General features: G+C 73.5%; 15 protein-coding genes. 3 read left to right on the top strand and 12 right to left on the bottom strand.

The window, feature by feature from the left end; all coding sequences use genetic code 11:
- The 7 genes from ACZ6R9_RS33225 to hcp all read right to left on the bottom strand — a co-directional run.
- The coding region (locus ACZ6R9_RS33225) for a phosphoadenosine phosphosulfate reductase domain-containing protein (RefSeq protein ID WP_465542460.1) at window positions 1-356 on the bottom strand (356 nt) is incomplete at its 3' end.
- Between the two features lie 67 nt (window positions 357-423).
- Window positions 424-4,425, bottom strand: coding sequence for an SAV_2336 N-terminal domain-related protein (locus ACZ6R9_RS33220; RefSeq protein ID WP_465542458.1), 4,002 nt, complete (start codon window positions 4,423-4,425; stop codon window positions 424-426).
- Window positions 4,418-5,356 (bottom strand): AAA family ATPase, encoded by a 939-nt coding sequence (locus ACZ6R9_RS33215; RefSeq protein ID WP_465542456.1) that lies wholly within the window; start codon window positions 5,354-5,356, stop codon window positions 4,418-4,420. Before ACZ6R9_RS33215 ends, ACZ6R9_RS33220 begins: the two co-directional genes overlap by 8 nt.
- Entirely contained in the window at window positions 5,356-7,515 is a 2,160-nt protein-coding gene (locus ACZ6R9_RS33210) for a vWA-MoxR associated conflict system protein (RefSeq protein ID WP_465542454.1), read from the bottom strand. The genes ACZ6R9_RS33215 and ACZ6R9_RS33210 overlap by 1 nt, the downstream gene beginning before the upstream one ends.
- A complete protein-coding gene (locus ACZ6R9_RS33205; protein WP_465542452.1) occupies window positions 7,512-8,489 on the bottom strand; it encodes a lipase family protein in 978 nt (325 codons plus the stop codon). Before ACZ6R9_RS33205 ends, ACZ6R9_RS33210 begins: the two co-directional genes overlap by 4 nt.
- Before the next feature lie 427 nt (window positions 8,490-8,916).
- Window positions 8,917-9,942: a 2Fe-2S iron-sulfur cluster-binding protein gene (locus ACZ6R9_RS33200; protein WP_380479063.1), complete on the bottom strand. Its 1,026-nt coding sequence runs from the start codon at window positions 9,940-9,942 to the stop codon at window positions 8,917-8,919.
- Window positions 9,939-11,615 carry a hydroxylamine reductase gene (gene hcp / locus ACZ6R9_RS33195; protein WP_465542450.1) on the bottom strand — a complete coding sequence of 559 codons (1,677 nt, stop codon included), beginning with the start codon at window positions 11,613-11,615 and terminating at the stop codon, window positions 9,939-9,941. The genes ACZ6R9_RS33200 and hcp overlap by 4 nt, the downstream gene beginning before the upstream one ends.
- Before the next feature lie 355 nt (window positions 11,616-11,970).
- On the opposite strand from hcp, the gene ACZ6R9_RS33190 reads away from it, so the two are divergent.
- Entirely contained in the window at window positions 11,971-12,576 is a 606-nt protein-coding gene (locus tag ACZ6R9_RS33190; protein WP_380479067.1) for a DUF4232 domain-containing protein, read from the top strand.
- 19 nt (window positions 12,577-12,595) lie between these two features.
- Here ACZ6R9_RS33190 and ACZ6R9_RS33185 read toward each other — a convergent pair whose 3' ends face one another.
- Together ACZ6R9_RS33185 and ACZ6R9_RS33180 are read right to left on the bottom strand one after the other, a co-directional pair.
- Window positions 12,596-13,759, bottom strand: a complete 1,164-nt coding sequence (locus ACZ6R9_RS33185; RefSeq protein WP_465542448.1) for a C40 family peptidase — start codon at window positions 13,757-13,759, stop codon at window positions 12,596-12,598.
- Between the two features lie 164 nt (window positions 13,760-13,923).
- Window positions 13,924-14,601 carry a hypothetical protein gene (locus tag ACZ6R9_RS33180; RefSeq protein WP_465542446.1) on the bottom strand — a complete coding sequence of 226 codons (678 nt, stop codon included), beginning with the start codon at window positions 14,599-14,601 and terminating at the stop codon, window positions 13,924-13,926.
- 94 nt (window positions 14,602-14,695) lie between these two features.
- Between ACZ6R9_RS33180 and ACZ6R9_RS33175 the strand changes: the two genes are divergently transcribed.
- Window positions 14,696-15,868 (top strand): MFS transporter, encoded by a 1,173-nt coding sequence (locus ACZ6R9_RS33175; protein ID WP_380479072.1) that lies wholly within the window; start codon window positions 14,696-14,698, stop codon window positions 15,866-15,868.
- Between the two features lie 289 nt (window positions 15,869-16,157).
- Here ACZ6R9_RS33175 and ACZ6R9_RS33170 read toward each other — a convergent pair whose 3' ends face one another.
- Together ACZ6R9_RS33170 and ACZ6R9_RS33165 are read right to left on the bottom strand one after the other, a co-directional pair.
- On the bottom strand, window positions 16,158-16,565 hold the full coding sequence (locus ACZ6R9_RS33170; RefSeq protein WP_465542443.1) for a YunG family protein: 408 nt from the start codon (window positions 16,563-16,565) through the stop codon (window positions 16,158-16,160).
- 145 nt (window positions 16,566-16,710) lie between these two features.
- Window positions 16,711-17,913, bottom strand: a complete 1,203-nt coding sequence (locus ACZ6R9_RS33165; protein WP_465542441.1) for a hypothetical protein — start codon at window positions 17,911-17,913, stop codon at window positions 16,711-16,713.
- 420 nt (window positions 17,914-18,333) lie between these two features.
- Here ACZ6R9_RS33165 and cobF point away from each other — a divergent pair, with 420 nt between their 5' ends.
- Window positions 18,334-19,095, top strand: a complete 762-nt coding sequence (cobF, locus tag ACZ6R9_RS33160) for a precorrin-6A synthase (deacetylating) (protein ID WP_380479078.1) — start codon at window positions 18,334-18,336, stop codon at window positions 19,093-19,095.
- Window positions 19,096-19,336: 241 nt separating this feature from the next.
- On the opposite strand, the gene ACZ6R9_RS33155 is transcribed toward cobF, so the two are convergent.
- Window positions 19,337-19,981 carry a CAP family protein gene (locus ACZ6R9_RS33155; RefSeq protein ID WP_465542439.1) on the bottom strand — a complete coding sequence of 215 codons (645 nt, stop codon included), beginning with the start codon at window positions 19,979-19,981 and terminating at the stop codon, window positions 19,337-19,339.

Raw genomic sequence — 19,981 nt, 5'->3', positions numbered from 1 at the left:
AGCAGTGGCACGGTCTGCAGCGGGTTGCGGGTGCCGTCGGGGCGTTCGCGCAGCACGCCGCGGTCGATGAACTCCTGGACGGAGGCGACGTGCAGGCGCAAGTCGTGCCGCGCCACGGTGCGGTCGCGGTACTCGATGACCTCGGGGAAGTTGTGGCCGGTGTCCACGTGCAGCAGCGCGAACGGCACCGGGGCGGGCGCGAACGCCTTCAGCGCCAGGTGCAGCATGACGATGGAGTCCTTGCCGCCGGAGAACAGGATCACCGGCCGCTCGAACTCACCCGCCACCTCACGGAAGATGTGCACCGACTCCGCCTCCAGCGCGTCCAGGTGCGACAGCGCCAACAGACCCCGCATACGTCCCCCCTGCCTCCGACGACCCACCAGCCCGAGCTGTCTCAAAGTACCGTCATCCGCCGGATATTCAATGGCGCGTGTCCGCCAGCCACGCGGCGACCAGCTCGACGCCTTCCTCCACCGGGGCCAGGACGGCCACCTCGTCCGCCAGGACGCCCCGGCGGAACGGGAGTTGTGCCTCCAATCGCTCCCTCAGCTCCGGCGCGTCCAGCTCGGGAGCGGCGACGGTCGTGAACGTGACCCATTCCCGGCCGGTGCCCGCGCTGGACTTCACGACGCAGGACTCCGTCACCATCGGCGGGTTCGGGATCCGCGAGGCTGCCAGGTTCCACGCCAGGCATTCGTTCACCGGCACGCCCAACAGCAGGGCCTGTGCGCGACTCTGATGTAGCTTCAGGAGTGGAGAGTGCTCACCGTGGGGTGAGTCCAGCCGGTGATCCTCCATCAGGTACTGGGCCCAACGGCCCGACGCGACAAACGAGTGCTGGGGGTGAGCACTGCGGACGCTGTTGCTGTCCTGGGAGCGCCGAAGACACTCTGCGAGTGACCCCGCCGAGGCCGAGACCGGGGTCACCAGGGGGTCGAAGGGCGGCATGTAGGACCGGTAAACCTCCTGCGCGTCGGGTGTCAGACCGGCAAGGGCGCCCTTGGTGTACGCGGAGTTGAGGGAGTTCTCGGGAGTGGCGGCCGACATCACCACCGTGCCGTCCGGCCCCAGCACCTCATGGAGTGCTGCCATCAACTGCTCGGGGAGCACTGCCCTGACGGCCCGCTCCGACACCTGGACGAACAGCACTCCGCCGGGCCTGACGCCCAGGTCGCGCAGCTGGCGGCAGAGCCGGGTGTGGGAGTAGCCGACACTCTGCGGGGAGCTTGGGTCCGCCGTGGGGCGCAGCCTCGTGATCAGCGCTGCTCCGGTGGACCCGAGCATGCCGAACCAGGCCTGAGCATCGCCGGATTCTCCGGTCGGCCGGAACGGTACGTACTCCAGCACCGTGGTGCCCTGACTGCCGGGCCGCATCTCCTGATGAACCTCGTCCGTGAGGAGGACAGCCAGCGCCTGGCCCGGAGCACCGAGTGCCCAAGGGAGGGCGTCGAGACCGTTCCACAGCCGCGACATGGCGGCGGTGCCCTTGCCCACCACGGCGCTGTCGAAGGGCGCGTGGCCGACAGCCAGGCAGAGTTGCCGCCCCGCGAGTTCTGCTCTGCGCCGACGAAGGTTGTCGACCAGGGTCGCCAGCTCCTCGACCCGGAAGGCAGCGGGGTGTTCGGGGTCGGTTGCCGCCCGCACCTGGGCACGGATTTCCGCGAGTTGACGCAGCCCGGCATCCGAGAGCGGACCCTGCCCTTCATGGTCGGGAAGCACCAGGACGTCGGCCGTCGCGGTCACCCGCCCGGCTGCCCGGTTGTTGTCCGAGCCCGGAGCCGGAACGAAGAGAGCGACGACGTGGACGTTCTGCTCCTTGTGCCGGAAGACCAGAGGTCCCATCGGGTTCTCGAAGCGGCCGACGAGCATCTGGATCCGGAGCGGGTGGTTCACCAGTGGGCCGACCGAGGCCGGCAGCGTCGGGTCGGCCTGAGAAGCCACCAGCAGCTCGAACGGCAGCCCCGGTCCGCCCTCCCGCCGCCGGCAGGACAGGTGATGCCCGCTGTCCGGGTCGGATGCCAGGACCAGGGCCGGCCCCAGGAAGTCGGCGAGGGCGTCCCGGACGTCGGGTTCCCCTACCTCTCCGCTCGCCACCTGCTGTGCGTAGCTGTGCGAGAACGAGACCAGCGCCAGGAGAATCGGGGCGATCTCGTCCGAGACCTGGATGCCTCGGGCTTCGAGTTCCGCCCGGAGTCCGAGGAAGTCCATCCGCACCTCGGCTCGGCTGTACTGCAGGGCCTGCCGGTTGCGCAGGATCGCGGGCACCTCCACCGGCCCGTGGGCCGACAGGCGAAAGCTTGCGCTCGACCCGGACGGGCGGCGGCGCGGCAGCCGCAGGAGGGTGTCCAGCCCGATGACGTCCGGTCCGCCGGGGATGCCTTCCTCGGCATCCTTCGCCAGGCTCCGGGCCAGGCTGAAGTCGTCGTCCGCACCCTGGCGCTCGGCGGAAAGAATCGCGACGGCGCCGGCCAGCCGGGGGAGCCGCCGCTCGATCGGCCTCGCCAGCTGGGTCGCGTCGTTGCCGTCCATCATCAGCACGGTGGTGGCCGCCGGGCGGTTGTCCAGCAGGTCGCTGATCGCTTGCAGCACCCCACCGGGCGGCCCATCGTCGGAAACGGCCTCGGGGAAGTCTCCCTGCACGTACACCAGCAGCGCGTCCTCCGCTCCCAAGTCCGCGGCCGCCAGCAGGACTTGCACCTGCTCCGGGGTGCTCGCCCCGAGCAGGACGTGGCACCGCTCCGGCGGAAGGTTCCAGCTCATCGGCGAGGTCAGAACGGACTTGAGCTCGTCGAGGGACGTCCGCAGGTTCTCGGGCGAGTCGCGCTCCGCCGGCCCCGGGATCCCGATCAGTACCGCCGCGCTCCGCGCCGGATCGGGGAATCGGGGCGGCGCCGGTGTGGCCGGTCGCCCGCGTGGCGCTCTCCGGCGGGCGGGGGCGAGGAGGGTGAGCAGGTCGGCGGTGGCGGTGGCGAAGGGCTGGAGGTCGGCGGGGAGCTCGTCGAGGTGTTCGGGGGCGATGGCCGAGAAGGCGTGGCCGGGGCGGGGGTGGTGGGTGGCGAGGTGGTGGGTGAGGGCGGCGTGGACGGTCCAGGCGTCGTGGCGGGTGAGGTGGGGGGTGAGGGCGGCGCGGGCTTCGGGGTGGAAGGTGAGGGCGGCGGGGGTGCGGGTGTCGAGCAGGCCGGCGGTGAGGACTTCGGCGAGGTCGTCGGTGTCGGCCTCGGGGACGGCTTCCTGCCGGACCAGGCGCAGCAGCGGGAGGCTGAGGCGGCTGAACGGGCTGCACAGGGCGGCGAGTCGGCGGGCGGCGGGGGTGGCGGTGTGCAGGAACGCGGCGGCCCGGCGGGCGGGGTCGTCGGCATCGGTGGGGTCGTCGTCGGCGAACGGCGAGGTGAGGATGCCGGCGGCGGGGACGAGGACGGCGTCGTGGCCGGCGGGGGTGCCGCGCATCATGGCGTCGGCCCAGCGGCGCAGCGAGTGCGGGGTGAGGGACGGGGTGGGCAGCGGCACCCAGCCGGCCTCGGGGCCGAAGGCGGCGGTGAGCATCAGTGGTACGGCGTGGGCGAGTTCGGTGTTGCGGGCGTCGGGTCGGCGGTGGCGGACCCGGACGGCGGGGAGGTCGAGGGCGGTGCGGTGGCGCAGGCGTCCGGGCAGCGGGTTGAGCAGGGCGACGGGGCCGTGGGCGCCCCAGGTGTGCAGGAGTTGCCAGATGGCGGGGGTGCGCCAGTGGGGTCCGGCGCAGTCGGTCAGGACGAGGAGGAGCCGGCGTTGCTGCGGCAGTCGGGCCGGGGGGACGGGGCGGCCGTGGGTGTCGGTGACGGTGGGGTGGGGGTCGAGGTCGAGGTGGAGTCGGCGGACCCGGCGGAATGCGCCGAGTCCGGTGAGCAGGGTGGTGAACTCGTCGAGGGTGTCCTGCCAGATCTCCATGGTGGGGCTGCGTTCGACGAGCACCACGACCTCGAACCAGCGTTCGGGCGTGGGGCTGAGCACGGGCAGGAGTTCACCCGTGCGGGTGTACGCGCTGACGGTCGCGTCGAGGTCCACGGTGCGCCGGGGGCCGTGCGGGTAGCGGCGTTTGAACGGGCGCAAAGCACGGCCGGCGTCCAGGGCGTGCGGGAGGGCGCGGGCGGCGGCGACCTCGACGCGGGGCGCGGCGGGGTCGCCGGTCGGCGGTTCGTACAGCGGGGTGGCGGGCCGGTGCTCGGGTTCCTCGGGCGGTGCCTCGACAGCAGCGGAAGCTGCGGGGGCGGCGGGATGGGAGACCGAGAACGAACGCGGAACAGACGGGTCGGACAAATGGACTGGCGGGCCATCAGGCGCCAAACCGGCTGCGAGCCAGAGCGCGTCCGCCACCGCCGCGCCGTCGGTGTCGGGCGGCAGCAGCGCGGTCAGCTTCGCGACCAGCTCGGCGGTGTGGTCACGCACCGGACAGGTCCCGGAGCATCAGGTCGAGCAGCCTGCTGCGGCGCTCACCGGTCGGGGCGCCGGCGTCGGTCACCAGGCGTACGGCGTTCAGGAGTTGGTCGATCGCCAGCTGGTCGCCGCGGGCGACTCGCTCGGCGAACAGCGCGATCAGCGCGGTGGCATCGGGCGGCAGCGGCGTCCCGTCCAGTCCGAGGTGGGCCTGGACGGCGCGGTGCAGGGTGTCGGCGGTGGGCCTGGGCATGTCGTAGCGGATGCAGCGGCGCAGGAACGGTGCGGGGAAGTCTCGTTCGCCGTTGCTGGTCATGACGATGAACGGGAAGGTGGTGCACTGCACCCGGCCGTCCTCGATCTCGGCGGTGTCGGTGGACACCCAGGTGCTGACGGTCAGCCGGCCGGCGGGCTGCCGAACGAGTTCGGGGATCTCGAAGGTGCCGGTCTCCAGGACGTCGAGCAGGTCGGCGGGCAGGTCGATGTCGCTCTTGTCGATCTCGTCGATCAGCAGCGCCCGGGGGCGCTCGCTAGGCAGCAACGCCGTTCCCAGTGGGCCGAGTTTGAGGAAGGACTCGATCGGGGCGGCGTCGCGTTCGGTGGCTTCGCCGATGCGCAGGGCGTGGATGTGGCCGAGTGCGTCGTAGCGGCACAGCGCGTCCGGGAGGGTGCTGCGGGAGGTGATGTGCCATTTCAGGACGGGGCCCAGCCGTAGTTCGGCGGCGACCTGTTCGATGACGGTCGACTTGCCGGTGCCGGCGCTGCCGGTGATGAGCAGCGGGCGGTGCAGGTAGAGGGCGGCGTTGACGGCGTCGGTGAGGCCCTCGGGCGGCAGAAAGGCGCGGTGCGGCTGGTGGGTGCCGAGGCGGCGCCAGGGCGGCGGGGGTGCGAGTGTCACCTCGCGGGGTTCGCCGTCGCCGCGGTAGTAGCTGTTCCAGGACATCAGGTGCTCCTCGGGGCGGGTACGGCGGCGGGTACGGCGGCAGGTGCGGCGTTGAGCACGGCGGCAGGTGCGGCGGCGGGTGCGGAGCCGGGCTGGTGCCGGTCGTAGCGGGCGCAGAAGTCGAGCCACTCGACGTCGTGCCAGGCGGTGCGCAGCTGGGCGAGGCGGACCAGGTGGGCGTCGGTGACGGGGTCGGCCGGCGCGAGGTCGTCGGGGCCGGTGAGCATCCGGCGGTAGGCGGTGCCGAAGCGGGCGGGCAGGCCGTCCCAGAAGTGCCTCAGGCATTCCCAGTCGGCGGCCGAGGGCGACTTGTCGGCGCGCGGCCACAGGACGATCGGGGCATACGGGAGGAAGGCCTCGACCAGGTCGCGGACGGCGCTCGGGGCGGTGGCCCGGTCGGTGAGCAGGACGGCGGGCCGGTAGCGGCCCCGGCGCAGGTCGGAGCGCAGGGTGTCGAGGGGGGTCGTGGCGGGGTCGATCCGGGAGAGGGGCGGGCCTTGGCCGCCCGGGGCGCGCCGCAGCTCTTCGAGTTGGGTTCGGGCTCTGCGGTTCATGCCGCGCAGGTGGCCGGGTTCGACCAGCCGGCCGGCCCAGCGCAGTGCCACGGTGTGGTCGACGCCGAGGTGGTGGAGGCCGGTGAGGGCCTCCTCGGGGTGCCAGTCGAGCAGGACGGGGGCGTTCACCACCAGGTCGATGGTGCTGATCGGGCCGGTCGCGGTCGGCAGGCCGTCGGCCCAGTCGATGACCTCGGCCAGGGTTGCTTCGACGCCCGCCTGGTCGGGCGGGCAGGCGAAGTGCCGGTGGTCGACGCAGGCCGCTCCGTCGCGCACGCACACCGAGAGCGAGTCGGGCCAGTCGATCTGGGCGGCGTCCAGGCTGACCACCAGCCGGCGTTCGGACGCCTTCGCGCGGTGCGCGGTGTACCTGGCCAGGGCGTCGTTGAGGGCGATCTCGGCTTCGTTGTCGCGCGCCCAGTCGCCGATCAGCGCGTCCCGGGGGTCGCGGCCGCAGGCGTGGGCGGCGGCGACCAGGTACCAGGCGAGCGCGCCGTGCCGGGAGGCCGTGGCGGGTGCCAGCACCACGGCGTCCTCCAGCAGGTACTGGAGCAGCGTACGGTCGCCGAGCCCTTCGGGCGGCTCGACCGGGCCGGGCCGGTCCCCGATCCATTGGCGGTTGAACTCGGCGGCGAGCAGCCGCAGTTGGTCGGTGGTCAGGGAGGCTCCGGCGAGTTCGACCAGCACGTCGGCGGTGTCCATGGCGGCGAGGATGTCGTCGGCCGCGTCGTGCACCGGCCAGATCCCGGCCGCCGCGGCCTGGTCGGCGAGCGCGGCGAGGCCGTCGCGGGTGTGCGGCAGCGGGCCGGGCGGCGCCTGCGGCCACGTGCGCAGGGCTGCGGCGAGGATCTCGGCGCCCAGGGTGCCCGCCCTGCCGCCCGGTGGCCGGGCCGAGTGGCGGTTGCGGGCCAGCCAGAGTCCGCCGTCGGTCCCGTTGTAGGCGAAGTCGGTGGCCAGTTGGCGGTCCAGGGCGTCGCGGATGTGCGGGGCGAGCGCCCCGACCCGCAGCAACTCCCCTTCGCCCGGGAGCCCTTCGGCCAGCAGCGCGGCGAGGCGTCGGCTCAGCGCCAGGCCGAAGGCCCGTTCGTGGGCGGCGCAGGCGGCCAGGACGGCGACCTTCTTCGCGCCGACCCCGAAGCCGCCGATCAGGCTGCCGGTGTCGGGGAGCCCGGCCGCGGCGTGGCAGGTGTCGATCAGCACGACCAGCCCGGCGACGCCCGGGTGGTCGGCGGCCAGCTCGACCAGGTGGGCGACATCCACGCAGTCCAGGCTCTGGCCGTCCTTGCTGTCGGCCGCCATGTACCGGAGCCGGCCGGCGACCTGGCCGTGGCCGAGGAAGGCCAGCACAAGGGTGGCCCGGGCTTCTCCGGCGGCCGCGACGGCGGACCGCACGGCGCTGTCGATCTCCGCGCGCAGCACCCGGCCGGAGCGCAGGTGGGCGGCGTCCAGGCCGGGGCTGTCGGTGCAGCCGCCGATCGCCGGGTCGGTCAGCACGGTGTGCAGCTCGCCCGCCGCGGTCTCCAGGCCGTCCAGCTTGTTCTCCGCGCCGTCCGACTGGGTGGCGATCAGCAGCAGGTGCCTGGGCGGCGGCTGACGAACGCTCACTGCCGGGCGGCCAGGGCCGCCAGGGTGCGCATCACCGGTTCGGCCACCTCGGCGCGGCGCAGGTAGGTGGTGGCGTCGTGCGGCCACAGGGTGGCCGACTCCATCCGGTCGGAGAGCGGCTGCACGCCGCGGCTGTTCGGGGCCATCGCCTTGGCGAGGCGTCGCTTCGGGACCACCAGGTCGTCGCTGTCGCGGAAGTCCGCCCAGGCCTCCACCGTCTCCGGGGTGGCCGGCGGCCGGGGACGCAGCAGCGGCCACACCACGGCGTGGGTGGTGATCGGGGATCCGAGCGTGACGAACAGCGGTACGGCGCCCGGGTATTCGGCCAGCGCCTCGAGGGCGACGACCGTGCCGAGCGAGTGTGCCACCACGATCGCGGGCCGGGCCGGGTCCAGGCAGGCCAGTACCCGCTCGCGGACGCGCTGGTCCAGGGTCCTTCCGGCGGCGTCGGGTTGGTGCCTGCGCAGGTAGCGGCCCGGCTGGGAGACGATGCTGAGCAGCTTCTGCCGGCTGAGTGCCCGCAGGCCCACGTTCAGTCCGGGGACGGCGGCGAGTGCGGCGACGCCGGTGGCCAGCGTCCTGGCGACGTTCCCGAGGCCCTGCGCCTGCTCGTCCGGGCCGAGTTGGGCCCGGATCCGCCGCAGGTCGCGGTTGCCGCTGTGCTCGGGCAGTTCGAGGAGTTCCTCGACGAACTCGGCCAGCAGGCCGAGCATGATCGCATCCTGCTCCTCGTCCCCCTCCCCCGGCCCGCCCGCGCCCTGGGCGTCACCGGCGTAGAACAGGTCTCCGTAGTGGGCGAACGAGGCGTCGGCGGACCAGTCCATGGTCAGCGCGGAGATCTCCTCGGCGTAGCCCGCCGCACGGGCCCCGTCCGCCAGCGCCCGCTTCCACTCGGTGAGTTCCGCCTCGGGGTCGCGCGGCCGGCCGATCCCGTGCACGAACACCAGCTGCGGCTTGACCCGATCGACTGCCACTGCCCGCTCCCACCCACCAGCCCGGCCCCGACACTCGCGCACGCGAGGAGTGCCACGGTACCAACTGGCGGGCCACACATGGAACCTGACGGTACGGCGGCTGCCCACTCGGCCTTCGGCGGCCGGGATCGACGGATTGGTGCAGCACGTCGGCGGGCGGGGCGGCCACCTCCAGGTCGTGCTCGAAGTACGGGAGTGCGGAACGTGCCGGCGGTCCAGGCGCGGGCGCGTTCGCCGCCGGTGGTGGCGGGGGAGGCGGTGATGACGGCGACCGGCTTGCCCGCCCGCAGGCTTCCGACGATGCTCTCCCCCGGCTTCCGTCACGCCTTGCGCCCATGGTGCCGTGCCGGGGAGTGCCTTCGAATGTGCCGGCGGCCACCTGGCGGCCCGGGTGTGGGTGCCGGGTGCGCCAGGTGGCCGCGGGCTTTCAGGTGGCCAGGAAGCGTTCGTGGAAGACCTGGCAGTCGGGGGCGGCCCGGCGGACCGCGTCGATCATCGGCGGGGGCCCGCAGACGTAGAGGTCGGGGGCGGGGCCGGTGTGTTCGGCGAGGGCCCGGGCGAGCAGGTCGGCGGGGGTGCCGATCGGGCCGGTCCAGGTCGGGTCGGGCTCACGGACGCAGAACTCGTGGCGGAAGCCGGGCAGTTCGGCGGCGACCGCCTTGAGCTCGGCGTCGCCGAACAGTTCCTCGGGCGTGTTGACGCCGAGGAACAGCCGGGCCGGCTGCGGGTCCTGCCACTCGGCCATCTGCCGGGCCATCGCGAGCAGCGGGGCCAGGCCGGTGCCGCCGGCCAGCAGCCAGCGCGGGCGCAGCCCGGTCTCGTGCAGGCCGAAGGCGCCTTGCGGGCCGTGCACCGTCAACGGGTCGCCTGGGCGGAGCCGTTCGGCGAGCGCCCCGGAGAAGGCGCCGCCGGGGCGGAGCCGGATGAAGAACTCCATCCGGCCTTCCCAGTTGCCGGTGTTGGCGAGCGAGTAGGCGCGTTTGACGCCGGTGCCGGGCAGTTCGAGTTCGACGAACTGCCCGGCGTCGAACTGGCAGTCGGGGCTGTCGGTGAGGGTGACCTCCAGCCGGACGGTGTCCCGGGCGACGGCGGTGACCGACGCCACCTCGGCGGCCCGCTGCGGCACCCCGCCGTACAGGATCCGCGACTGCGGGTAGGGCAGTTCGGCGGTGAGCGGCCCGCACGGCACGGTGCGGCACAACAGGACGCCGCCGCAGGAGAGTTGTTCGGGCGACAGGGCCTGTTCGCTGTGCGGGCCGAGGTGGTACTCGCCGGAGGTGACGGTGGCGTGGCAGGAGCCGCAGGTGCCCTGCTTGCAGGAGGCGGGCAGCGCGGCCCCGGCCTCGGCGGCCGCCTCCAGTACGGTGCCGCCGGGCGGGCAGCACAGCTCCAGCCGGGCGCCGTCGGTGGTGGTCAGCACCACTTGGTGGCCCGCTACTTGCTGCTCCGTCATTTCGCGGCCGTTTCCAGCGCGGCGGCGAGGTCGGCGGTCGGGTCGCCGATCAGCCGCAGGTCGAAGCGCTGCACGAGGGCGTCGATCAGGTTCGGGGTGAGGAAGCCCGGCAGCGTCGGGCCGAGGTTGATGTTGCGGATGCCGAGGGCGAGCAGGGCGAGCAGCACGGCGACGGCCTTCTGCTCGGTCCAGGACAGCACCAGGGTCAGCGGCAGGTCGTTCAGCTCGCAGTCGAACGCCTCGGCGAGGGCGGCGGCGATCCGGATCGCCGAGTGGGTGTCGTTGCACTGGCCGAGGTCGAGCAGCCGCGGGATGCCGTCGATGTCGCCGAAGTCGTGCCCGTTGAAACGGTACTTGGCGCAGCCGAGGGTGAGGACCACGCTGTCGGCGGGCGCGCCGACCGCGAAGTCGGTGTAGTAGTCGCGTCCGGGGGTGGGCCCGTCGCATCCGCCGACCACGAAGAAGTGGCGGATCGCACCGCTGCGGACGGCGGCGGTGACCCGGTCGGCGACGGCGAGTACGGCGTCGGCGCCGAAGCCGACGGTGAGCATCCGCTCGGGCTCGCCCTCCGGTTCGGCGGGGAAGCCGGGCAGCGCGCGGGCGGCCTGCAGGACGGGGCCGAAGTCGCCCTGGGCGAGGTGGCGCACGCCGGGCCAGCCGACCGGGCCGGTGGTGAAGATCCGCCGCCGGTAGCTGGCGTGGGGTTCGATGATGCAGTTGGAGGTCATCAGGATCGGGCCGGGGAACGCGGCGAACTCGCGCTGCTGGTCCTGCCAGGCGCCGCCGTAGTTGCCGACCAGGTGCGGGTAGGCCTTCAGCGTCGGGTAGGCGTGCGCGGGCAGCATCTCGCCGTGGGTGTACACGTTGATGCCCTGGCCGGCGGTCTGCTCCAGCAGTTGCTCCAGGTCGTGCAGGTCGTGGCCGCTGACCAGGATCGCCTTCCCGGCGACGGGCGTGGTGCGCACCGCGGTGGGCTGCTGGGCGCCGTACGCGCCGGTGTTGGCGGCGTCCAGCAGTTCGATGGTGGCGAGGTTGAGCCGGCCGAGGCCGACCGCGCGTTCCACCAGGTCGGCGGCGTCGGTGGGTTCGCCCGCGAGGTAGGAGAGGGCGCTCTCCACGCCGCCGAACACCTCGGCGCTCTCCTTGCCGAGGACGTGCGCGTGGTGCGCGTACGCGCAGATGCCCTTCAGTGCGTACAGGTGCAGCGCGCGCAGGCCGACCACGTCCGGTCCGACCAGGGCCAGGCCGGCGTCCACGCCCACCTCGGCGGCCTGGCGCATCAGCGCGTCCGGGTCGTCGGCGGGCTGCCAGGCCGCAGGGCCGGTCAGTTCGCGCGGTTCCTGTCCGGCGGCGCGGGCGGCCCGCTGGTAGGCGGCGCGGGCGCGGTCGCGGTGGGCGACGGCCTGCTGGATCAGTGCGCCGAACCGCGACGGGTTGAAGTTCACGTTGGTGAGCGTGGTGAACATCGCGTACAGCAGGAACCGCGACGCCTCGTCGTCCGCCGCGCCGAGGGTGCGCGCCTCGGCGGCGTACTGGGCGATGCCCTTCGCCGCGTGGATCAGCAGGTCCTGCAGGTCGGACGTGGCAGCGTCCTTGCCGCAGTTGCCGATCGCGCCCGCGCACCCGGGAACCGTACCGGTACGGTCGGTCTGCTCGCACTGGTAACAGAACATGCGGTCCTCCTGGACTCGTGCACCTCGCCCCGGGGCCGGCGGACCCCCCGCACGGGCGTGCCTCCACGCTACGAACCCCGCCCGCGCCGTCGCAGGTCCCGTACGTCCCCGCGCCCCGGGCCGTCCGGCCCCTCCGCGCGGCCCGCGCGGGGCCGCAAGTCCTCTGCCGCGCCCGGCCCGTGGCAGCCGCTCGGCTCCGCTGGCGACGGGCGTCCCGTGGCTGTTGATCCGTTGTTGATCGGCGGAGGCCAGCATGGGAGACGTGCCGGTCCCGGGGGTGGGTTCGAGTGGTGGCCGGCCGTCAGTTTCGGCGCGGTACCCGCTGCGGGGCCGCCGAGATCACGGGGAACAGATCATGCGTATCCGTCAGCTCTCCGCCGCCGCCGTGGTGGCGGCCCTGGGTGTGTCCCTCACCGCGTGCGCCGACGACCGGCCGTCCGGCCCCGTCGCGCCCGCCGGGCCGGTGGCGCCGGTCGCGGCGGAACTCCCGGTGTCGCCCGTGGTGGCGAGCTCCCCGGCCGCGAAGGGGACCCGCCCGTGCACGGCGGCGGACCTGCGGGCGACGGTGGCGGCGGCCTCGGTGGTGCCGGCCTCGGACGGGCCGGTGGTGGAGCGGATCGAGCTGGCCAACCGGGGCACCGCCACCTGCACCATGCAGGGTTTCCCGGGCGTCGACCTGGTGAGCGGGGAGACGACCTGGAGTCTGCCGCGCTCCCGTTCGGCGCAGGCCCGGACGGTGACGCTGCCGCCCGGCGGGACGGCGTACCTGCTGATCGACTACCTGCCCTACCGGGGGCGCGGGCAGCGCGGCCAGGACGAGTTCAAGGTCACCTCGATGGTGCTGACCCCGCCGAACGACACCGGCCGGCTCACCGTCCACTGGGAGGGCGCCAACCCGCAGGACCGCCGCACCGCCCCTCAGCCGGGCACCCAGGTCCGTCCGATCGCCGCCACCCGCTGAGCGGCGATCTGTCGGAACGTCAGGACGCGGACGGGGAGTTCGGGTCGGGACGGATCGCGCCGAGGATGGGCAGCATGGTGACGGGGGCGAGTTTGATCACCGTCCCGGCGTGCGGAGCGTGCACGACGGTGCCGCCGCCCAGGTAGAGCGCGACGTGGCTGGCGTCGTTCTGGTAGATGACGAGGTCGCCGGGCCGCAGTTCGCGCAGCGGGATCCGGTGCAGCGCGGCCCACTGCTCCTGGCTGGTGCGCGGGATGGTGACGCCGGCGGCCAGCCAGGCCTGCGAGGTGAGGCCGGAGCAGTCGAACGCGTCGGGGCCGGTGCCGCCCCACAGGTACGGCTTGTCGCGCTGGTCGAGGGCGAAGGCGATGGCCTGGCGGCCGGCCTCGGACGCGCTGCCGCCGGGGCCGAACACCCCGGCGGCGAGCATCTGTTGGCGGGACTGGTCGGCGCGGTCGTAGTCCAGCTGCTCCAGCAGTTCGAGCTGGTCGGCGGGGGTGGAGTCGAGCAGCTGGGCGGTGCGGTCGGCGGCGGTGCGGGCCTGGTCCAGGGCCTGCTGGGAGTCCTGCGCGGCGGCGGCCGCCGACTCCTCGGCCTGCCGGGCCTGGTCGGCGGCCAGTACCAGCCGTCCCCGGGCCTCGCGCAGTTCGCTCAGCACCTCGGCGGCGCTGTGGGACCCTTCGAACGCCTGGCGCCGGCGGCCGAGGAACTCCTCGGGCCGGTCGGAGAGCAGCAGCCGGGCCAGCGGGCCGAGCGAGCCGAGCGGGCCGTTGCGGTACTGCTCGCCGACCAGCCGCTCGGCCTGCGTCTCCGCCTCCGCGACCCGGGCCCGCTCCCGGTCGGCCTGCACCGCCGCGTCCGCGGATTCCTTTTTCCTGCGGTCGAGTTGGGCACCGGCGGCGGTGGAGCGCTGCTCCGCCGTCTCCGCCGTGTGCCGGGCCTGCGCGAGGTCCTGGGCCAACTGGTCGAGTGCCGCCCCGGCGACCGCGCTCTCGGGGGCCGCCCCGGCGGCCTCGCTCTCGGGTGCCTCCCCGGCCTGCTCGCCGCCGGCTGCTTCGCCGGCGGACTCGTTGTCGGGAACGGGCAACGGCTCGGCGCCGGCGGGTGCGGCGATCGTCAGCAGCAGCGCCACGACCGGCGCGACCACCGCCGACCGCCAGGACCGGGAGGTGCCACGGGACATGGGAGTCCACCGCCCTAGCTACAAACTGCACCGGACGCGCCACCGACCGGTCGGGTCCCCCGGACCCACCGGCCGCCGCGCATCCATCGGATGATCGGAACCCGGCCACTGTGCCACCCGCCCCGCCCACTCCCCCGCAGGCCGACCCCGACACCCCCCACATCTCACCCGGCCGGCGCAGCCTCCTCCGCGACCGCCCAGCCCAGCTCGCGGGCCCGCTCGGCGACGGTGCCGTGGTGCGCGGTGGCGCTGAGCGCCGCGACCGTGGCCCTGGTCAGCGGGGCGCCCGCCATCACCGCCGCCACCGCGTCCCGGTCCACGGGCCGCTCGTAGTAGTCCTCGGCGAAGCTCAGGTACCCGTCCGTGCTCCCGTCCACCAGGAGGTCGAACAGCCAGCCCGCGCCGTCCGACTCGCCGGGGCCGAACCGAACCGGCCCGCACCGCCACGCGCTGTCGCCGGCCTCGCGCCAGACGCACACCGAGGCGTCGAAGAACCCCTCGAACCGGAACGCCGGATCCTGCGCGTAGTGCGCGAGCGAGGCGGGCAGGCCGTCGAGCAGCCCGGGCCAGTGCGCGCGGTCCTCCTCCCGCCACGGCGTCGCGGCGCTCTCGTGGTCGAAGCCGTGAAGGAACACCCCGGCGGCCGGGTCGAACACGATCGCGTACCGGTCGCCCCCGCCGTTGTCCATGCACGCCAGATCCACGCCCTCCCGCCAGCCGGGCAGGTACGTGTGCCTGGGGTCCGACGGGTCGAGGACCGCGTCGAGCAGGGCGATCGCCCGGCAGCGGGCGCGCAGCACAGCCGGTTCGGGCAGCAGGGGCAGCAGGTCGTGAACGTTCATGGCGGCCATTCAACAGTGCGTCACCGACAGCGCTGACCTGCGCGTTCGCTCCGCCCGGGGGCGGGGGCGCCGGGCCCGTGGTTACGGTGGGCACATGACCGATCGTCAGCACCCGGGGTACCTGGGGGCGGCGGGCGCGTTCGCCGTCTGCATGGCGGGCACCACGCTGCCCACGCCGCTGTACGGGCTGTACCAGGAACAGATCGGCTTCTCCGAGCTGATGGTGACGGTGGTGTTCGCCATCTACGCGTTCGGGGTGATCGGCGTGCTGCTGCTGGTCGGCAACGTCTCGGACGCGGTGGGGCGGCGCCCGGTGCTGCTGGTCGGCCTCGGCTGCGCGGCGGCGGCCGCGGTCGCGTTCCTGGCCGAGGGGGGTCTGCCGCTGCTCTGCCTGGGCCGGCTGCTGTCCGGACTGTCGGCGGGCCTGTTCACCGGCACCGCCACCGCGTACGTGCTGGAACTCGCCCCGCCCGGCCGCCGCGCCCGCGCCGGGTTCGTGGCCACCGCTGCCAACATGGGCGGTCTCGGCCTCGGACCGCTGCTGTCCGGGCTGCTCGCCGAGTACACCTCGCACCCGCTGACGCTGCCGTACCTGGTCCATCTGGTGCTGCTGGCGGCCTCGTTCGCCGTCACCTGGTCGCTGCCGGAGACGGTCGCGGACACCGTCCCACTGCGGGCGGCGCGCCCCCGGCGGCCGAGTCTGCCGCCGCAGGTGCGCGGAGTGTTCGTGCCGGCCGGGATCGCCGCGTTCGCCGGGTTCTCGCTGCTCGGGGTGTTCACGTCCGTCAGCCCGGCGTTCCTCGCCGAGAGCCTGGACGTGCACAACCACGCCGCGGTCGGCGCGATCGTCTGCCTGGCGTTCTTCGCCTCCACCGGCGGCCAGCTGCTGGTGCCCCGGCTGGGCGCGGCCCGGGCGATCCCGCTCGGCTGCCTGGTGCTGATCGCCGGACTCGGCCTGCTCTCCCTCTCCCTCGCCACCGGCACCCTTGCGCCCCTCGTGCTGGCGGCGCTGGTCGGCGGCACCGGCCAGGGCATGGGGCTGCGCGGTGCGGTCGACGAGGTCGCGGACGCGTCCCCGGCCGGGGAGCGCGGCGGGGTGCTGTCGGCGCTGTTCGTGGTGGCGTACTTCGGCATCTCGGTGCCGGTGATCGGCATCGGCCTGCTCAGCGGCCCGCTCGGCCTCACCCACGCGGGCCTGGTCTTCGCGGCCTGCATGGCCGCCCTGGCGGCAGCCTCCGGCGCGTACCTGCTGCGCCGTGGGTCCTGACCGGGCCCGGTGACGACAGGTCTGATTGCTGTGACCGAGGAGGACGGGCGAGGAACGGTCGGGGGCGGGCTGTGGGGGCGCTGCTGGCGGCGATCGGCGCTGCTGACGTGCGCACCCGGGGTGGCGGCAGCCGACCGTACACACGCCCAGCCGGAGCACAACTCCCGGCGCCGGCCGGGCCGTTCGCGGTCGTGGGCACCGCCCCGGTCCGGCGGCGAATCGTCGACGCGGTTGATTCACCCACCGGGTGCGCCGAGCCGGGCCTGGCGGGTCTCGGCACCACGCCGCGTCAGTGAGTCAACTCCGGGAACCCCTCGAGACGCTCGCCGACCCGCTCCCGCAGCAGCAGGTACTCCGCCCACCGCCGACGGGTCGGCCCGGCCGGGCGCTCGACAACCCGCGCCGCCGTCACGGTCTCCCCCGCCCGGAACTGTTCGAGCGTCAGGTCGAGCTCCACCCCGCTCGGCAGCCGGTTCCACCAGTGGAACCCCCGCTGCTCGCCCTCGCAGTGCACCTCCCCGACCAGGAGATCCCCGCCGAAGATGTCGTGCACCACGAGCGCCGTGATGTCGCACTGGCCCCACGCCGGATTCTCGGGCTGCCACCCGGCCCGCTCCAGGTCGTCGGGCGAGCAGGTGTCGGCGGCCCAGCTGGCGCGCAGCGCCCTGTCGAGGTCGAGCAGATTCCACGGGATCATCCCGGCAGCATGGCAGCCGCCACTGACAATCCGGCCCGGCCGGCCGTCAAAGCCTCCCCGCACCACGCTCCCGCCCGGGTGGAGGACGGTCGGGCCCGCGTGCCGGGCCTCGCAGGCGGAGACCCGGTGCGCGGGAGAGCGGGTGTCAGGAGGTCTTGGTGATGAGCAGCACGGTGTACACCCCGCACTGGGAGCCGTTGACCTGGTTGCTGACCACCCAGCCGGCCGGGATCGGGGACGGGCCGCAGACCACCATGCTGGTCTGCGTGGTCACCTTCACCAGGGTGTACATGGTGTACGTCCCGCACTGCCCGGAGCTGCCCGCCTGGGTGATCACCCAGCCGACCGGGATCGGCGACTGTCCGCAGACGGTCAGGGTGGTCTGGGTGGTCACCTTCGTCAGGGTGTTGACGTTGTACGCGCCGCAGGCCGAACTGCCGCTCTGCACCTGGGTGATGACGTACCCGGCCGGGATCGCGGACTGCGCGCAGGCCTGGATCGACGGTTGGTCGGCGAGCTTGACGAGCGAGTACACCTGGTAGCTGCCGCAGCCGGCCAGGTTCTGCATCGCGGTGATCACCCAGCCGTCGGGGACGCGCGAGTTGGCGCACACCTGGAGCGAGGTCTGGGTGGTCACCAGCGTCACCGTGAACGTCCCGTACGAGCCGCAGGCGGGCGAGTTGGGCTGGATCGCGGTGACCACCCAGCCGGGCAGGATCGCGGACTGGCCGCAGTCCTGGAGCGTGGTCTGGGTGGTCACCTTCAGCAGCGAGTACAGCGGATAGTTGCCGCAGCCCGCGCCGTTCTGCGAGGAGGTGATCACCCAACCGTTCTGGATCGGCGAGATCGCGCACGCCTGGTACGAGGTCGCCCCCGGCGGGATCAGCGTGACGGTGTACGTCCCATAGGTGCCGCAGGCGGAGGAGACGGTCTGGATCGCGGTGATCACCCAGCCGGGCAGGATCGCGGACTGGCCGCAGTCCTGAAGCGTGGTCTGGGTGGTCACCTTCAGCAGCGAGTACAGCGGGTAACTGCTGCCGCAGGTCGGGCCGTTCTGCATTGCCGTGATCACCCAGCCGGCGGGCACGGGCGAGTTGGAGCAGGCCTGGATGGTGGTGGCGTCGCCCAACTCCGTGATGGTGAACAGCCCGTAGCCGCTGCACCCGGCCCAGTTCTCGCTGGTGATCACCCAGCCGGCGGGCACGGGGGTGTAGCCGCAGATGGTCGTCGTCGCCCCCTGCGCGGCGGCCGGAGCCGCGTCTGCGGGTTGTGCCGTCAGTGCGACGGCGCCCAGCAGGACGGCCATCACCGCGATCCATCGGGTCAGTGCCTGCCGAATTCGTCTCATCTCCGTTGCCCCTCCTGGTCGGTGTCCGGAGCGGCGAGCCTGACAGGCCGCCGGGCCCGTGAACAGACCGCCTCCCACCTGCTGCGACACCGCCGGAACGCGGCCGAAAACCGTTCGCTCACCCGTGTACCGCTGTGTACCGCCGTGGTCCACCACACCTCGCCCACCCGCCCGACAAGCCGAACGGGATACCGGGGCCGATGGACGAGCACTGCTGCGAGACGCTGACCGACCGGGGCGGGCGCCCGCCGGAGTCGCTGGGCGAGCGGCGGTTCGACGCGCTGGAGCGCCTCGGACCGGCCCGTGGGAGGACGAGATCCCGGCCGCGTCCGAGGACGGCAGCCGGCCGACCGCGCATCCCTGCGCCCAGCACGACTCCCACCTGCGACTGCGCGGGAGGGACCAGGCAGAATCGGCGTCATGCGTACCCTTCTCGTCATCGGCATCGGTGCAGGCGATCCCGACCACCTCACTCTGGAGGCGGTCAAGGCGATCGGCCGCACGGATGCGTTCCTGCTGCTGGACAAGCCCGAGGAGCGCCAGGACCTGATCCGGCTGCGGCGCCGGATGATCGCCGAGCACGGGCGACCCGGGCACCGGGTCGTCGAGCTGATCGACCCGGCGCGCGACCGCGGCACGGCCGCGTACCGGGAGGCCGTCGAGGAGTGGCGGGAGCGGCGCGCCGACCTGGTCGAGCAGGCGGTGATCGAGGAACTGGCGGACGGTCAGACCGGCGCCCTGCTGGTCTGGGGCGACCCGGCGCTGTACGACAGTGTGATCGCCGTCCTGGACCGGATCCTGGCGCGCGGCCGCACCGAATTCGACTACACCGTCATCCCCGGCATCAGCAGCATCTCCGTCCTGGCGGCCCGTCACCGCACCACCCTGACCCGCACCGCGCGGCCGGTTCGGATCACCACCGGGCGCCGCCTGGCCGCCGAGGGCTTCGGCCCGGGCTCGGAGGACGCGGTGGTGATGCTGGACGGGCAGGCGGCCTTCACCAAGATCGACCCGGCGGGCGTGCACATCCACTACGGCGCCTACCTGGGCACCGAGGACGAGATCCTGGCCGCCGGCCCACTCGCCGAACAGGCCGACCGCATCGCCGAGTTGCGCGAACAGGCCCGCGAACGCAAGGGCTGGATCATGGACAGCTACCTGCTGCGCCGCACCGAGGACTGATCCCCGCCCCTCCCCCGGAGCGGACGGGCCCGGAGCCCGAACTCCCCCACCCGTCCGCTCCCTTCGACGCCCTCCGCGCCACTCGGCGCGGGCCACCGGGGCTCGCCCGGCGCCGCGCGCTCCAGGCAGCCACCCGCTGCTCGCGGTCGCCGCCCTCCACGCCGTCCCCCGGGACCCGGCAGCGCCCTGGAGGCCTCCGCCGCCGGGACCCGTGCGCGCGTTCACCTGTGCGCGGCCGCCCCTACGGCCTGGCCGACAGGACGTTCTCCCGATAGGACTTGCCCGGGTCCTGCGGATCCGTCGCGGTGTTCCCGCGCGGCGCGAAGTCGCAGGCGATGTAGGTGTCGAACCAGAAGAAACCGTCCTTGTCGGGGCCGCCGTCGCGCGGTCCGCCCACCCGGGCGCAGCCGATCTTCGTCGTGGACTTCCACACCAGCTGGGTGAAGTTGCCGGTCTCGCGGGAGAAGCCGGGCTTGCTGTAGTCGTAGTGCGCGCTCCCCTCGTACCAGGCGTCCACCGCGACCCTGCAACTGTCCGGCGCATAGCCGCTCCCGGGGTTCTCACCGGCGAACGAACTCCAGCTCAGGGTCTCGCCGTACCCACGGGCAAGGCCGTCGTGCTGGAAGCCGCCCGGCTCCGACACCTTCTGCGCCCGGGACTTGGCGTATTCCACGATCTGCGGATCGACGGTGAGTGGAGGTGCCTGATGCTTGGCCCGGTAGGCGTTGATGGCCGCGAGGCAGTCGTTCTGGAACCCGCTGTCGGTTCGGTCCGTGAACGCCCGCCGCACCGGACCGGCAGCCGTCGCGGGCTGCATCACCGTCATCACGGCCACGGCCGCCGCAGCCGCGGCCAGGGCAACCCTGCGGACCTGAGATGCAATCAA

Source organism: Kitasatospora sp. NPDC048662 (assembly GCF_055587065.1).
This window is presented reverse-complemented; position numbering and strand designations above follow the sequence as displayed.